At 50.3% G+C, this 16,204-nt stretch carries 14 protein-coding genes and 2 tRNA genes; 4 read left to right on the forward strand and 12 right to left on the reverse strand.

The genetic code is table 11. From position 1 onward, the window contains the following. Window positions 1–135 precede the first annotated feature (135 nt). The 10 genes from bamB to JMW05_RS01825 all read right to left on the reverse strand — a co-directional run bounded on the left by bamB (window position 136) and on the right by JMW05_RS01825 (window position 11,875). A complete protein-coding gene (gene bamB, locus JMW05_RS01780) occupies window positions 136–1,326 on the reverse strand; it encodes an outer membrane protein assembly factor BamB (protein WP_201503711.1) in 1,191 nt (396 codons plus the stop codon). 106 nt (window positions 1,327–1,432) lie between these two features. After that, window positions 1,433–2,224, reverse strand: a complete 792-nt coding sequence (locus JMW05_RS01785) for a YfgM family protein (RefSeq protein ID WP_201503712.1) — start codon at window positions 2,222–2,224, stop codon at window positions 1,433–1,435. Window positions 2,225–2,380: 156 nt separating this feature from the next. After that, window positions 2,381–3,667: a histidine--tRNA ligase gene (gene hisS / locus JMW05_RS01790; RefSeq protein WP_201503713.1), complete on the reverse strand. Its 1,287-nt coding sequence runs from the start codon at window positions 3,665–3,667 to the stop codon at window positions 2,381–2,383. A 107-nt stretch (window positions 3,668–3,774) separates the two neighbouring features. After that, the gene (gene ispG / locus JMW05_RS01795) at window positions 3,775–4,893 is read right to left on the reverse strand and encodes a flavodoxin-dependent (E)-4-hydroxy-3-methylbut-2-enyl-diphosphate synthase (protein WP_201503714.1); all 1,119 of its coding nucleotides are present in this window, start codon (window positions 4,891–4,893) and stop codon (window positions 3,775–3,777) included. A gap of 74 nt (window positions 4,894–4,967) precedes the next feature. Then, window positions 4,968–5,804: a helix-turn-helix domain-containing protein gene (locus JMW05_RS01800; protein WP_201503715.1), complete on the reverse strand. Its 837-nt coding sequence runs from the start codon at window positions 5,802–5,804 to the stop codon at window positions 4,968–4,970. Further along, the gene (locus JMW05_RS01805; protein WP_227691396.1) at window positions 5,795–6,703 is read right to left on the reverse strand and encodes a type IV pilus biogenesis/stability protein PilW; all 909 of its coding nucleotides are present in this window, start codon (window positions 6,701–6,703) and stop codon (window positions 5,795–5,797) included. The genes JMW05_RS01800 and JMW05_RS01805 overlap by 10 nt, the downstream gene beginning before the upstream one ends. Window positions 6,704–6,872: 169 nt before the next feature. Continuing rightward, on the reverse strand, window positions 6,873–8,132 hold the full coding sequence (rlmN, locus tag JMW05_RS01810; protein ID WP_201503717.1) for a 23S rRNA (adenine(2503)-C(2))-methyltransferase RlmN: 1,260 nt from the start codon (window positions 8,130–8,132) through the stop codon (window positions 6,873–6,875). A 320-nt stretch (window positions 8,133–8,452) separates the two neighbouring features. Then, entirely contained in the window at window positions 8,453–8,884 is a 432-nt protein-coding gene (gene ndk, locus JMW05_RS01815; protein ID WP_201503718.1) for a nucleoside-diphosphate kinase, read from the reverse strand. Window positions 8,885–9,179: 295 nt separating this feature from the next. Beyond that, window positions 9,180–10,469: an adenylosuccinate synthase gene (locus JMW05_RS01820; protein ID WP_201503719.1), complete on the reverse strand. Its 1,290-nt coding sequence runs from the start codon at window positions 10,467–10,469 to the stop codon at window positions 9,180–9,182. 131 nt (window positions 10,470–10,600) lie between these two features. Further along, window positions 10,601–11,875 (reverse strand): ATP phosphoribosyltransferase regulatory subunit, encoded by a 1,275-nt coding sequence (locus JMW05_RS01825; protein ID WP_227691397.1) that lies wholly within the window; start codon window positions 11,873–11,875, stop codon window positions 10,601–10,603. A gap of 526 nt (window positions 11,876–12,401) precedes the next feature. Here JMW05_RS01825 and JMW05_RS01830 point away from each other — a divergent pair. Both JMW05_RS01830 and corA read left to right on the forward strand, forming a co-directional pair. Then, window positions 12,402–12,791, forward strand: coding sequence for a DUF2237 family protein (locus JMW05_RS01830; protein ID WP_201503720.1), 390 nt, complete (start codon window positions 12,402–12,404; stop codon window positions 12,789–12,791). A gap of 255 nt (window positions 12,792–13,046) precedes the next feature. Next, entirely contained in the window at window positions 13,047–14,093 is a 1,047-nt protein-coding gene (corA, locus tag JMW05_RS01835) for a magnesium/cobalt transporter CorA (protein WP_201505480.1), read from the forward strand. An 81-nt stretch (window positions 14,094–14,174) separates the two neighbouring features. Here the strand turns inward: corA and JMW05_RS01840 are convergent, their stop codons facing one another. Both JMW05_RS01840 and folD read right to left on the reverse strand, forming a co-directional pair. After that, a complete protein-coding gene (locus tag JMW05_RS01840) occupies window positions 14,175–14,675 on the reverse strand; it encodes a phosphate-starvation-inducible protein PsiE (RefSeq protein WP_201503721.1) in 501 nt (166 codons plus the stop codon). Window positions 14,676–14,774: 99 nt separating this feature from the next. Further along, complete coding sequence (folD, locus tag JMW05_RS01845) at window positions 14,775–15,650, reverse strand: bifunctional methylenetetrahydrofolate dehydrogenase/methenyltetrahydrofolate cyclohydrolase FolD (protein ID WP_201503722.1); 876 nt, start codon at window positions 15,648–15,650, stop codon at window positions 14,775–14,777. A 208-nt stretch (window positions 15,651–15,858) separates the two neighbouring features. On the opposite strand from folD, the gene JMW05_RS01850 reads away from it, so the two are divergent. Next, window positions 15,859–15,932: transfer RNA gene (locus JMW05_RS01850), tRNA-Cys, on the forward strand. A gap of 115 nt (window positions 15,933–16,047) precedes the next feature. Beyond that, window positions 16,048–16,134: transfer RNA gene (locus JMW05_RS01855), tRNA-Leu, on the forward strand. Window positions 16,135–16,204 lie beyond the last annotated feature (70 nt).

Here is a 16,204-nt window from a genome sequence, read left to right on the forward strand (position 1 = left end):
ATTATGGCTAGGTGCGCATCATGGGCGCATAGATTACGTCAAATAAGCGCTTTCTACAAGGCATGAAACGCTGACTGAGCAGCGTTTTATGTGTCTTACCGATACGTTGTTTGAGATGACTGCAAATATTGCCGACTAGCGCAGCGACTGCCAGACACTCACTTGTCCTGAGCTGCTTTGTGTCAGCAAGCGATTGCCTACGACTTGCAAGCTGCTGAGCGCACCTTTGGTGCTGGTGCGGCTGATGATTTGTCCATTTGCTGGGTTAAACAGATGTACCACGCCGTCTAAGTCACCAACCGCGATATGACCATCGATCATCACAGGGTTGGTCAATTGACGATACATGAGCGAGTCATTCTCCCACAGCGTCTGACCTGTCTTGCGGTCATAAGCGACCACTTTGCCATCAAGGCTGGTAGCAATAACTTGTCTTGGGTTAACGGCCAATGATTTTAGGCTGGCAAGTTTGTTTACGAACATCACTTGGCTTGAAGCCATGTCGATGGCCAACAGCTGACCGCTGTAACTGACCGCAAACATCTGATTGTTATCGACAATCGGTGTGCCATCAACATCACTCATACGCTCAATTTCGCTGCTGCCTGTACCCACACCGACGCGGCGTGACCATAAAGGCAGACCGTTATCTATAGTGATGGCGTGCAGACGACCATCAGCAGTCGCGAGCAAAGCAGTTTTGTCATCTAGCAAGGTAGGTGCTGCGCCCCCACGGATACTGATAGCAGGCACTTGGGTGGCAAACTTCCAAATAGATTTGCCAGTCTGTAGCGACAAGCCATGCAAAAAGCCGTCATTGGCAGACAGGACCACGCGGTTGTTATGAATCAATGCAGGCGTCAAAACCGTGCCTGATAACTGCTGCGCCCAGCGCTGCTCGCCTGTGCCGCTATCGAATGCCACCACGCGACCTGAGCGGGTGCTGACCACAGCGGTTTGACTCAAGGCATCAAGCGCCACGCCGCCTGTGATGGGTGCGCCGACATCGACAGACCATAAGCGCTGACCTTGCGCATTATAACCTGTCACCTCACCACTGCGCGAAGCGGTGACCATCTGACCGTTTTCATAGCCGACCTGCAAGTCTAGCGGGTCTTTTTTAGCGCCTTTGTTACCCACATCGGTACTAAAGACAGGCTGTAACATCTGCATAGATTCAGACAAACCGACAAGCTTGGTCGGCTCATGAGTTTCAGGCTTAATGCCACGGTTACAGCCGACCAGTGTGGTGGCGGCCAGTGCCAAAACCGCTATCGGCATTAGGGTCGCTTTAAAGCGATTATTGGCGCGAATAGATTGGGTCATTGTATGTTCTCACTACGAATAAAGGGACAATCAACGAAGAAAAACGCTAAAGTCTGCAACTATAGGATGACTTTGTTGTTGAAAAACTACGCCTTTGTTGTTTTTATTATGCGCTTGGCGCACTATCAACCGCGATGTCCTGCGGCGCGGCAGGCGCACTTGCGGCTGGTGCTTGCTGAATCAGCGCTGGGGCGGATTCAATGGGCGCAACCGTCATACCAAGGCTTTCCATTTTTAATGCCAATACGGCACGGCTCTCTTGGCGCTTACGCAACAGCTCCCAAGCATTGTTATAAGATTTTTTGGCAGCGTCTTCATTTTTTTGTGCCATATAGATGTCACCAAGCAGCTCTTGCTGGCTTGCTTCAAAGGGGCTTGGCATGTCGCTTTTCGCTTCTGACAAGGCAGCGTCGGCATCACCTGCGGCAAGCAGTGTCTCTGCGTAACGAAGACGCGTGATGGCACTCAAGCCTGCATCGCCTAAGTCAATGGCGGCGGCTGTTTTTAGCGTTTCGCTCGCGCCTTCAAAGTCATCAGCATCCGCTTGCTCGCGCGCTTTAATCATTAGTGCCTGCCACGCATAGACCGAGTCGCCATGACTGCTGACAAGGGCATCGATATTTTGCGTCAGCTCGCCACGGCTTTTATCAAGGGCGGCGGTGGCTTCGGCATTCAAGTCAGGGTTTTGTGATGCCAAATTGATCTCTTGGTTGAGATTTTGGATATCGGCATAGTGATCAGCGGCCACAGTATCGACGCGGGCATGGTTGTTTTGCCAGTACGTCCAGCCAAAATAACCTGCAAGTACCAATAAAATGACAGTAATGATATAGCTGCCGTATTGTTTTAACGCATCCATGTTGCTGTCTGCTGATGGCGAGTTTGGGGTCTGAACCATATCTGTATCCTGATAAAACCAATCAATAGAAACCAATCAAAAATCACACGGTATGCTGTTGGTTATACGCTATAGACCATAAGTCTGATAAACCCACGCATACCGCAAGTGTTGTCAATATATCTGTATAGGCGGCGTCCGCCCACGTAGCGTCTGTTACGGGCGTAGGTTGCCTGCCTGCAACAGCCAGTCACGTCCAGCGCTGCTTTGCTCACCGCTTTGCATGTCTTTTAGGCTCACTGTGCCGTCCTCGATTTCTTGCTGAGCAAGGATAGCGGTCACTGCGGCACCTGACTTGTCCGCTTTTTTCATCTGTGCTTTTAGGCTCGTGGCGCTCGCCATTTTTACGCGCAGCTCTGGACGCTGTGCACGCAAATCTTGCGCGTAACGCATGCCAGCATCGTACACGTCAGGATGGGCAACGACGAACACATCACACGCCTGCTGCGCGTCAAAGGGCGCAACTGCTTCAATTAATAGCAACAAACGCTCAAGCCCCATGGCAAAGCCGACTGCAGGCTCAGACTTGGCAGGCTTATCGCCTTTTGCGCCAGCCGATTTGAGCTGACCGATCAGCCCATCGTAGCGCCCACCTGCACAGACTGTCGCTTGGCTGCCAAGCTTGTCTGTGACCCATTCAAAGACCGTTTTATTGTAATAATCCAAACCACGTACCAGATGCGGATTGATACGAAACGCGATGCCCAGTGCGGTAAGGTAGGCTTGGACTTGGACAAAGTGCTCGCGGCTCTCTTCACCCAAAAAGTCGGCAAGCTTTGGCGCGTCTTGTAGCAGCGCTTGCGTGCTCGCTTCTTTACTGTCGAGGATACGTAGCGGATTGGTATCTAAGCGGCGCTGACTGTCCGCATCCAGCTCAGATTTTTTATCCGTTAGATAAGTGACCAAGGCATCACGATAAGCGCGGCGCTCGTCAATCTCGCCCAAGCTGTTCAGCTCCAGTGTCAGCTCTTCTTTGATGCCAAGCTTGTCCCACATCATCGCCGTCATGGCAATCAGTTCGGCATCAGCATCAGGCAACGCGCTGCCAAAGCTCTCAACACCCAACTGGTGGAACTGACGGTAGCGTCCTTTTTGCGGGCGCTCGTAACGAAACATCGGACCCATGTACCACAGCTTTGGGGTGTCACCGCGCAGCAGGTTGTGCTCAATAACGGCACGCACCGCCCCTGCGGTACCTTCAGGGCGCAAAGTTAATGGCGTTGGCGGCTCAGATTTATCGGCAAAGCTGTACATTTCTTTTTCGACAATATCGGTGGCGCCGCCGATGGCACGTGCAAACAAATCGGTCTGCTCAACGATGGGCAAGCGAATATGTTCAAAGCCGTATCTGCCCAGCACATCAGCGAGTATCGACTCAAGCTTTAGCCACTGTGCCGATTGGTTGGGTAAAATGTCATTAAATCCTTTGATTGCTTTAATCATGATGCGCTTTCATCCTCAATGCTTACGTTGACGCTATACTCTTTGTTATGTTATTCATGTGCTTTATGCCAATAGCCGCTGATTGACGCAGCTATTGGCATACAGGTTTAGCCTTTGACGCGCAAAATCTCATTTTCACGGGCTTTTTCTAGCTCTTCGGCACGGGCGCGTACCATGCTCTCGATTTCATCCACCAAATCTTTGGTATCAATCAGATGGCTTTTTTGTCCCATACGGTACACAAGCGACTTTGGCGCCGCACCCACGATACCAATGTCGGCTTCTTTGGCTTCCCCTGGTCCATTGACTTTACAGCCAATGACCGATAAATCCATCGGCTCACGGATGTCCTCAAGACGCGCCTCTAGTGCGGTCATCACTTTAATCACATCAAACTCTTGACGCGAGCAGCTGGGGCACGCGATAAAGTTGACACCGTTTGAGCGGATGTTTAATGACTTTAGAATATCAAAGCCAATCTTAATCTCTTCTTCAGGCTCAGCGGCGAGCGAAATACGCATGGTATCGCCAATCCCTTCTAATAACAAGCCACCAAGGGCAATCGCTGACTTGACCGTACCCGTACGGTACACGCCCGCTTCAGTCACGCCCAAATGCAGTGGATTGTCAATCTGCGCTGACAACAAACGATAAGCATCCATGGTCAAAAACACGTTAGATGCCTTCACTGAGACTTTATATTGATCAAAGTTTAAGCGCTCTAAGATGTCAATGTGACGCATGGCGGACTCCAGCATCGCCTCACCCGTCGGCTCGCTGTATTTGCGCTGAATGTCTTTTTCGAGCGAGCCTGCGTTAACCCCGATACGAATTGGGATGTTATGATGGCGCGCGCACGCAACCACTTCACGCACCTTGGCATCACTACCGATATTGCCTGGGTTGATACGCAAGCAATCTGCGCCTGCCTCAGCGACCGCCAAAGCGATTTTATGATCAAAATGCACATCCGCAATTAAAGGAATATTGACGCGTTTACGAATCTCGGCAAAAGCGGCAACCGACTCCATCGTCGGGGTTGAGACGCGCATCAAGTCTGCGCCTGCGTCCACACAGCGCTCAATCTGAGCCACGGTCGCTGCCACATCGCACGTGTCGGTATTGGTCATACTCTGTACACTGATCGGCGCGTCGCCACCGATTGCGACATCACCAACATGAATTTTTTTGGTTAATCGGCGATTGATTGGCGATGATGTTGACATATAAAATCCTTATCGACAAAGTAAGCATGCAAAAAATGGGGCGTAGCGCGCAATATAGCACTATAGCGCCCTTATTATTCAGGCATTAATGTAAAATCAGCGCGGTTGTCTTGGCTATAGGCGCTCATATCTACAGGTGCGCCGTTCATCTGTAATGCAACCTTGTCGACCGCGTCAATTTGTATGTTAAAAGGGGGTGTGCCTTCAAAGCGGTACGTGCCTGCCGTCAAGCGCTTGGATACCAAAGCGGTATCGTCAGCATCGGTAATCGCTACTGTCGCGCCATCGGTCACCTCGACACTGAGCGCGGCAGATGAAGCCATACCGACACCCAGTGCTGAGCCGCTGGCACCAATAGCGCTGCCCGTGCTGTTAAGCGCCGCGCCTGCCTGCTGATCGGCGCTGTCCATCTCTATCACGGTCGGCGTCGCTGTCGGTGCAGGCGCGGTGTCGCTACTGCCACTGACCAGTGACCATAACGCCACTGCCCCAACCACTAACGCAATCAGTGCCAATAGCAGCCATGGGTTGATACGCACACGCCGCGTACTGCCCGACATGGCAGGAGATGCCACAGGCAAAGCGTTGATATTCTCTGGTGGCGTGCGATAGTGACTTGGGCAAGCGCGGTCAAAACGGGTGGCAAGCGGCTCGGCATCGAGTCCTAAAAACCGCGCATAGTTGATCAAAAAGCCGCGCGCAAACACCGCAGGCGGCATAGCATCAAAGTCCTCTGCCTCAAGCGCTGCCAAATATGGCGTCAAGATATACAGCTCATCGGACACCGCTTGTAAGCTCAGTCCCTTTTCCTCGCGCGCCTGACGTAACGGCGCGCCAAATGCTAGCGCAGGCGTATCGTCTGTACTGTCAGGGGCGCTGTCTGCGGTGGTTACGGATGGGGTCATTGCCATGGGGCCTCGGGGTGTTTGAGCCATTCTTTCACTTGTTTTGCCTCAGCACTGAGCGGATAGGCGGACAACAGCTGCTGTGCGAGCTGCTGACGGGTACGCGTGTCATTTTGCGCGTTGGCAAGACGAATCCCTTGCATCAATAAGCGCGGGGTCGTGCCCTGACCGCGAATCAATAGTAAGGTTTCATCATATAGATTTTGCGCTTGTACCACGCGTTTGGCATCCAGCAACAAATCGACAAGCTCAATATGGGCAATCAAGCTGTTGCGATTGCCCTCAAGCGCACGTAAAAAAGCTTTGGTCGCGGCAGGACGATCATTCAATTGCAAATACGTGCGCCCTAAGTTTTCCAGCGCACCGATACGACCATCGTAACCGAGCGCTGCGCCCGCAATCTCAAACTGATCCGCCGCCTCACGATAGCGCTGCATTTGCGACAGATACACGCCATAATTGTTGCGTGCCTGCTCAAACTCAGGATCAAAGCTGATGGCCTGCTTAAAGTAGCTTTCTGCTTTTTTTAAGTTACTCGCGCTGCCTTCTTTTTGCAGCAAAACGCCCATCATATCATAGGCAGGCGCGTATCGGCTATTGGCAGCAAACGCTTTTTCAAGCTGCTGCTGCGCGGCGTCAAGACTGTTTTCACGGATGTATTGCGCCGCCAGCGCGGTACGTACCCGCGCCACCTCCTCTTTATCCACACTGCGCTTGCCACTCGCTTGGGTCATGGTTTGCGAATAAACAGGCTCAATGACTAAGGCGTCTTTGTCGCTGGTCTGACAGCCTGAGAGCAACAGTGTGCCCAATGCTGCACCAAGCAGCACCTTTGCCTGCAAAGCGTGAGAAAAATTGGAAGTGACCTCTGTATCGTACTGTGCATGTTTAGAAATAAAAGTCATTATAGCCGCCATCATAAAACTGTGATTCAACAAATATCTGATTCAATGAGCCTTCAGTTTAATGGATTTTTTGCTTATAAGTACATTTTCGTGAGCATCGCTACACTTTTGTTACCATTCTGACGTAAAAACGACAACTTTTGCAGGTTGCCGTTTTTAACCATAATTCCTACTCTGCGACTGACTCACCTGCCGCGCTTTGCTGGCGCTCGGCAATGCTCTTTTGCCATGTCGCTTGGCGACGGGTACGGTCAGCGACTTGTCCCACGAGCTGCCCACACGCCGCATCGATGTCATCACCGCGCGTCTGACGTACCGTACATACAAAGCCCGCTTGGCTTAAAATATTGCTAAACGCATGGATGCGGTTATTGCTTGAGCGACCATATGGCGCATGCGGGAACGGGTTAAACGGAATCAAATTGATTTTACTGGGCAAGCCTTCTAACAGCGCGACCAATTCATGCGCGTGTTGGTCACTGTCATTGACGCCCTCTAACATGACATATTCAATGGTCACGTGTTTTTTGTGGCGCGGATTGATGTCGTTGACATAGTGCTTTGCCGCTGCCATCAGCTCGCTTAGCGGGTATTTTTTATTAATTGGTACCAGTTCGTTACGCAGCGCATCATTCGGCGCATGCAACGAGATTGCCAGTGCCACGTCAATATCTTTTGCCAAATCGTACATCTTTGGCACGACGCCTGAGGTCGATAAGGTCACGCGGCGCTTGGACAGTCCATAAGCGTGGTCACTGAGCATCAACTCCATGGCACTAACGACAGGCTTGTAGTTGAGTAGCGGTTCACCCATACCCATCATCACCACGTTGGTGACGTTGTTTTGCCATTCGCTGTGGTCGACGCGCTCAAGGCTTTCGTTTTCATCAGTCATATAAGAGGCATTCGCTACCCACAGCTGCCCAATAATCTCAGCGGCGCTCAAATCGCGCTCAAAACCTTGCTTGCCTGTACTGCAAAAGCTGCAATCGAGCGCACAGCCCACTTGCGAGGAGATGCACAGCGTCTTTCGACCGTTGGCTTTGCTGTCATCGGCAGGAATCAGTACCGTCTCGACCAATGAGCCGCCCGTTACTTCAAAAATCCACTTACGCGTGCCGTCATCGCTGTATTTGCGGTGCAAGACTTTAGGCGGGGTGACGCACGCATGCGCGCTTAGCTTTTCGCGCAATGATTTGCTTAAGTTGGTCATTTGCGCAAAATCGGTCACGCCGTATTGATAAATCCACTTAATGACTTGCGTCGCACGAAATGGCTTTTCGCCAATTTCTTTAAAGTACGCGGCGAGCTGCTCGGGTGTCATACCCAGTAAATTGGTTTTGGCTTGTGCTTCATCAACGATACGGATGCTCTCGCCCTTAGCAGTACGGGCAGGCTGTGATGAGACGGGCGTGGGTGCAGTTGACATAAGCAAAAACCTATCGACATAAACTATAAAGAGGGGTTATCGCATTTGGGCAATCGATTGCCAAACGACAATAACGAAGAAAATACAGCGCATCTGTGAAATGATGATGAACCAGACGCGCTTATTGATAATAAGTCTATGATAACAAAAACAACGACTTATCCGCATAAAAATAGCAATCAATCATAACTCAAACGGCCTATATCCTTGGGATATAAGCCGCTTGATGATGGCATTTGTCCAAATATCAACCCTTGTGACAGGATATATCACGCAATCAGCGAATACACCGCACGGTTATCGGGTCAATACGACAGCAATTAGCGTGTACGTGGGCAAACTTCGTCTTCATTGAAGAAGTAGCTGATTTCACGGGCAGCTGACTGTGCTGAGTCTGAGCCGTGTACCGCGTTTTCGTCGATGCTGTTGGCAAAATCAGCACGGATAGTGCCTTCTGCCGCTTCTTTTGGATTGGTCGCGCCCATGATGTCACGGTGCTTAGCAATCGCGTCTTCGCCTTCTAGTACCGATACCAATACTGGGCCTGAAGTCATGAAAGATTTTAGGTCGTTGTAAAATGGACGCTCAGCGTGTTCAGCGTAAAAGCCGCCAGCCTTTTCATCATCCAATTGCAACATTTTTGCGCCAACGATGCGCAGACCCGCTTGTTCAAAACGGTCATAGATTGCGCCGATGTGGTTGCCGCCAACAGCGTCAGGCTTGATGATAGATAGCGTGCGTTCGATAGCCATGAAAGACTCCTAATCCAAATAAAATAAACCAATTATAAAATCATTATCGCGCAAAATTATGATCGTTATATGTCATTGCTCACGGTAAAGCCGTTCGTGTGGCTGTCCCGCCATGACCCATAAGCTTGGCAAAATGTTGCCGAAGTGCGCTTGCTGCCTATTATAACCATTACGCCTATAAATGATAGGGGCAATTTACGCATAATCGACATGCCCGAAAGGTTGTAAAAAGCCCCAATGTTTCCATCGGGGCTTCATTATTCTCTGTGTGTTATCACAGACAATCTAAGAACAATTACGCGTCGTACGGGTCGCGCAGTACGATGGTCTCAGCGCGGTCAGGACCCGTTGAGATGATATCGATTGGGCAATCAATCAGCGCTTCGATACGCTTGATGTAGGTCTTCGCGTTTTCTGGTAGGTCGTCATAGTTGGTGATGCCAACAGTTGACTCGCTCCAGCCAGCCAAAGTTTCGTATTTTGGCGTGACCGTCTCATAAAACTCAGCGTCGTGCGCGCCTTCGCATTCGGTTTCTGGCAGCTCGTAGCCGACACCAATACGAATCTCGTCCAAGCCGTCCAATACGTCAAGCTTGGTTAAGCAAATGCCTGACAGTGAGTTTAACACCACCGCGCGGCGTAGTGCTTCGGCGTCGAACCAACCGCAGCGGCGCGCACGACCTGTGGTTGCACCAAACTCGTGACCGACTTTGGCAAGGTGTGCGCCCACGTCATCAAACAGTTCAGTTGGGAATGGACCACTGCCCACACGCGTGGTGTAAGCTTTAGTGATGCCCAGCACGTAGTCTAAGTATAATGGACCGATACCTGTACCTGTAGATACGCCGCCAGCGGTGGTGCTTGAGCTGGTCACAAACGGATAGGTACCGTGGTCGATGTCGAGCAATGTGCCTTGCGCGCCTTCAAACATCAGGTTTTTGCCCGCGCGGCGCAATTGGTCCAGCTCTTCGGTCACATCCGTCACCAAACCTTGCAGCTCCGCTTTCCACTCTTGGCACAGTGCCAAGGTGTCATCAAAATCGATGCCGTCTACTTTGTAGTATTCGGTCAACTGGAAGTTGTGGTATTCAATCAGGTTGCGCAGTTTTTCTTCTAAATCAGGGCGGAATAAGTCAGCAAGCTTAATCGCACGGCGTGCTACTTTGTCTTCATAGGCAGGGCCAATGCCGCGACCTGTGGTACCAATTTTGCCAGTACCGCGCTTGGCTTCACGCGCTTGGTCAAGTGCCACGTGGTACGGCATGATCAGTGGGCAGTTCGGTGACACGCGCAGACGCTCACGCACAGGCACTTGAGTGTCTTCGAGCTCTTTCATTTCTTTGAGCAGTGCGTCAGGGGCTAACACCACACCGTTACCGATGAAGCAAGTCACATCACCGCGTAAGATACCTGAGGGAATCAAATGCAAGACGGTGGTTTTGCCATCCACAACCAGCGTGTGACCAGCATTGTGACCGCCTTGAAAGCGCGCGACCGCCGATGCTTTTTCTGTCAGCAAGTCAACGATTTTGCCTTTGCCTTCATCGCCCCATTGGCTACCTAAAACTACGACATTCTTACCCATGTTAAGTCCTTACGATTGTGTATTAAGGTGTGTGCTCAAAAAAAATGATGCCAAAAACATGCATCAAAATCAGTATTGTCTTAAATAAAGATGGGCAGCGCCCAGCAGACTGCCGAGCGCGCCCGTATCGGTTATAGCGCAGCGAGCTGCCATGTGTCATTGTCCCACACGATGCGGTGCGTGGCATTGGCGGGCGTATCGTCAGCGCTCAGCGGTACAGTCACGCGCACGCCTGCATCGCGCAGCGTCTTGGTATACGCGGTCAATGCTTGCTTTGCGTTACTGTCAGCGCGGCTAAGCGCAGCATAGTCCACCACGGCAATACGCGCGGTCACAAGACTGATGTGCGCGAGCAAACGACTGATATCCATACTAAAACCTGTCGCCTCGCGCGTGCCTTCGCTATGGCGCTGCATGCCATCAAAACGTCCACCCCGAACGAGTGGCTGCGTCTCATTATGAATATAGCCATTAAACACAATGCCCGTATGGTAGTGATAGCCTGACAGCTCGGTGATATCGATGCTGACAGGGCACTGCCACTGGTCTTCTAAATGGGCTTTGATACGCTCAAGCGCTACGATGGCCTCAGTAATCTGGGCATCTTGCTGGGCGGCGGCTGAGAGTCTGGCGGGCAGCTGCGTCACATCATGACCATGACGCGCGAGCGCATAAAAATCGCTGCCCATTGGGATACTTTGGCAGGCGCGTTTAAGCTCAGGCAAGTTTTTATTGGCATATAGGTGCATCAGCTGCTCGGTATCTGCCTGTGATAAGTCCGCAAGCTCGGATAAGCGCTTAAAGATGGCCACGTGACCTAAGTCAATATGCAGCGCATCATTTAACTCTAAACGCCCAAGCATGCCAAACAGCACATCAATCAGCTCAATGTCGGCGCTCATCGACGCACAACCAAAAATCTCGGCACCCAGCTGTAGCGGCGTGCGTGAGCCAAACAGCCCTGATGGTAAGGTGTGAATCACGTGCCCTGCGTAGCAATAACGGGCGATGGCATCGCCGCCATGATGAGCATCAATGCGCAAAATCTGTGGGGTAATGTCCGCGCGCACGCCCATCAAACGACCCGTCAGCTGGTCGATGATTTTAAAGGTTTGGCGCTTTAGATCTTCTGAGGCGTCGCTTAAGAGCGACTCGGTATATTCAATCATCGGCGGGCTGACCAAGCGATAACCATGCAAAATCAAATGCTGGGTCAATTGGTAGCGTAGCAGCTCTTGTTTTTGCGCGTCTTCGAACAAGACATCCACCACCCCATCAGGCAGCAGCCAGCTGTTCGCGACCTCAGCCGCAAAGTTGCTCATCAAAGGCAAACCCTGATGCGAGGCTTGGGCAGGATTGGTGATAGTTAACGAATCAGAAGCAGCAAAATCAGAACTGGCAGACACAATAAATCCTTGTTTGGCGTATCGTTTGCCAAAAAATGTGGCGTGATAAGATGGTCGTCGCTCTTGGGCTGATACTGCGCTTTGCTTAGCAATACATTTTTAGCACGCAGCATCATTGACCCAATTATCACAAAACCAGGTAACCCAACGGGGTGTATAATAATTAAGTATGCGATTAGGATGCTAAAACGACGATATGAATATGACTACGGTCTAAGACACTTTATGACGCAGTTTAGCATAGCCGTCAGATTTCTCCTAGTCACAATTGGGCACAATTTTCGCGCAGTTTGCCCCGCCATTGCCGCGTCATTTGCCGCACAGGGTTTTCTTTTGTCTTTTCTTGCCCAAGCGTCTTATCGAGTACAATCGCCTGTCAGACTCATGTTACACTAGCGACTATCATGACAGCGCTGTGTACTTTAGCTTATCGCTGTCTTTTTATTTGATTACTTATTCAGTTTGTCTGAATCACCCAGCCCATTTGCCTTTCGTTGCCAATAGGGCGGTTATCCTTGGAGTCGCTATGTCGTTTGACCACCATCCCAGCCCTGAACTCAATCAAGCCAATGTCTTGGGTACAGCGCTTGCCAGCTGCTGCTTTGACCCGATTACTGGTTACTACCGCAATGGCTTTTGTCACACAGGTATGAACGATGGGGGACAGCATACGGTGTGCGCGAAAATGACCAGCGAGTTTTTAAATTTTTCATCCAGTCGTGGCAATGATTTGATTACGCCGCTGCCTGAGTATCACTTTCCAGGATTGCAGCCTGGGGATTATTGGTGCATCTGTGCGCTACGCTGGCTTGAGGCGCTTGATTTTGATGTTGCCCCGCCACTCAAGCTTGAGGCATGTCACGAGAGCCTGTTGGCGTTGGTAGACATTGAGACGCTCAAACAATACGCCTTATAACAGGCTGTAGCGCGTTAGACAGCGCATATCTGCCATAATCATTTTGAGTATTGGCGTGGTCAGACACTTTACGATTGAGGTATCAGCGTGAGTACACAGCACGATGACAAACAGCCCCTTGGCAGCGCCACGCGTATCGCCCCAGACTCGAATATCGAGCAGTTGAGCGACAGCCACATCAGCGACCAGCCCTACAGCCAAGACAGTTATATCTATGGCGATGCCAAAGCCTCACACGCCGACACGCTAGAGACCATGACCATCTATGACCCTGACGCTGAGCGTTACGAGGACATCGATGACTCAAGTCCCAATGAGGTGGTCAACTGCTACGCTTACTCGCGTAAAACAGGGCAACAGATTGGCGCGGTGGCACTCGATGATGTGAGTAAGGCGCTGAGTAACAACAATCAGTTCATCTGGCTTGGGTTGTATGACCCAAGCTTTCAGACCATCTCTGAGGTGCAAAATGCCTTTGACTTGCACGAGCTGGCGATTGAAGATGCCTTTGGCGACCATCAGCGCGCCAAGGTCGAAAACTATAACAACGACACCATATTCTTGGTCGTGCGTACCGCAAAGCTTGAAGACAATCTGATTCGCTATGGTACGACCGCTATTTTTATGGGCAAAAATTACATCATTACCATCCGTACAGGTCCCTCAAATTCCTATGCGCCTGTGCGTGAGCATTGCCATCGCCGCCCCGAAAAGCTGCGCATGGGGCCGATTTTTATTTTGCACGCCATTCTTGATTTTATTGTCGATAACTACATTCCGATTACCGACCGCTTGGGCAGCTATTTGCGTGAGCAAGAGCGCAATATTTTCACCTACGAGTTTAGCAAAAGCACACTTAAAAACTTATACGAGCTTAAATCACAGCTGGTACACATGCGCGCGGTGATTTTGCCTGTACAAGACATCTGTAACTTTTTTATCAATCATAAGAAAAACGATTTGCTCTCCTCTTTTCCCTATGCCGCAAAACCTTACTTTCGCGACGTCAATGACCACTTATTGCGCGCGCTGGACGCGGTCAACGGCATCAACGAGATGCTGAGCGTGGCGATGGACACCTATATGGCGATGGTCAATATGGGACAGAACGAGGTGGTACGTAAACTGGCGGCATGGGCGGGTATCCTCGCTGTGCCGACGGCGGTCGCAGGTATCTATGGCATGAACTTTGACTTTATGCCTGAGCTGCATTGGCAGTATGCGTATTTTGTGATTTTATTGTTGATTGCGCTCTTGTGTAGCTACTTGTATTACAAGTTTAAAAAAGCGCACTGGCTATAAGTGCATAAACGACAAATCATAAAAAAGGCGCTCATTGGGCGCCTTTTTTATCATTATATTTTATTGCGTAACATGCGCGCCCTACTCGCGGCGGCGCTTGGTATTGTCGTCCATCGAGTAAGTGCCTGCCTTGTGACTGGCGTGATGGTCGTCTAAGTAATCCTCAGGACGACCGAACATTCTTGCTGTCCACGTCAGTATCACGATAGAGGCACTGAGCGCCATAATGGCGATGGCAATCGTCGCCAGCAACCACAAGTGAAAATAGTCCGATACCGCCTGGACATCGACCACCAAATGGCGCGACAAGGCAGTAATGGCAATGAATATCAAAAACTGTACAGGCAAACGATGGGTCTTAAAATAAATCCCAATCATTGCCAAAAGCTCAAGATAAATAAACAACATCAGAATGTCTTTTAATTCTGCCGAGCCTTTGTAAATGATGATCAAAAACTCTTTGCCTGCCGTCCAAATGACCACCAGACCGATCAAAAACAAAATGATGTAATGAAAAACATCGACAATCTCTCTGCCAATGTACTGCAATCGCTCGTGGATATCGGTATATCTATTAGACATTTGAGAACCTATCAATACGTTGTGGTAGTTGGTAGATTGACACTGATGCCTAATGCAATCAGCACCTGCTTATGCAATCAAGCGACAACATACAAGACATTACGCCTCGATGCCTGCTGCTTTTTCTGCTGCTTCAACGGTCTGGCGAATCAAGGTGTTGATGGTCATCGGACCCACGCCGCCTGGTACTGGCGTGTAGGCGCTCGCAATGTTTTCTACGCCGCTCAGCTCAATGTCGCCCACACCGCCGTTGTCGGTTGGGTGAAAGCCTGCATCGACCACAATCGCGCCGTCTTTAATCCAAGCTGCTTTAATCAGCTCAGGCACACCTACCGCCCCAACCACAATATCCGCGCGCTTGACGTGGTCGGCAAGGTTTTTGGTTTTTGAATGACAGATGGTCACAGTACAGTTGGCGTTTAGTAACATTTGCGCCATTGGTTTGCCCAAAATCGCACTACGACCAACGACCACCGCTTCTTTGCCTGCAAGCTCGATGTCATAATGGTTTAGCAAATGCATGATGCCTTGCGGGGTGCAAGAACCATAAGCAGGCTCGCCCATGCTCATACGCCCAAAGCCAAGGCAGGTCACGCCATCCACGTCTTTATTCAGTGCGATACGGTCAAAGCACGCGCGCTCGTCAATCTGAGCAGGTACAGGATGCTGGAGCAAAATGCCGTGTACGTCTGGGTTGTTATTGAGCTCATCTATTTTTGCGAGCAGCTCTTCTGTGGTGGTCGCCTCTGGCATCTCTACGCGGATAGAATCCATACCCACGCGGCGGCAGGCATTGCCTTTCATACGCACATAGGTTGCCGATGCAGGGTCATCACCGACCAAAATGGTTGCAAGGCTTGGCGTGCGGTCTGTCTTGGTTTTGATGGCGTCTACACGCGCACTTAATGACTGCTCGATTTGTTTTGCGAGCGCTTTGCCGTCAAGAATGGTCGCCTGAGCAGGGTTAGACGTCATAATAACTCCATAGATTATGCAGATGAGAGAAAGTCCCTATTGTACCGTGCAGCGCATAAAAAGCCCAGTATTACTGGATGTCAGCTGCGTAGCAAAAATAAAGACTAAAAATCCTTAGCAAAATCAATGACCAATAAAAAATACGCGTCTTTTTGGCAAAAAGCACTTGTAATTTAAAATATCTTTGTTAATATAGGCGTCCTTGATTGGCTGGGTGGCAGAGTGGTCATGCAGCGGACTGCAACTCCGTGTACGCCGGTTCGATTCCGACCTCAGCCTCCAATTATTTAGTGCGAAAGTACATGTTAAAATCTAGCTTGCTTTATAAACACAATTGCTTATAATAGCGCCACTTATTTAACAGACAGTCACCACTGTCATTGAGTAAAAAAGTTTTGCCCGGGTGGTGAAATTGGTAGACACAAGGGATTTAAAATCCCTCGCTAGCAATAGCGTGCCGGTTCAAGTCCGGCTCCGGGTACCATTATATTAAAAGGCTTCCAAGCAATTGGAAGCCTTTTTCTTATGCCTGTATTTTTTAATCCGTTAATTAT

Source organism: Psychrobacter aestuarii, from assembly GCF_904846035.1.
Lineage (GTDB): Bacteria > Pseudomonadota > Gammaproteobacteria > Pseudomonadales > Moraxellaceae > Psychrobacter > Psychrobacter aestuarii.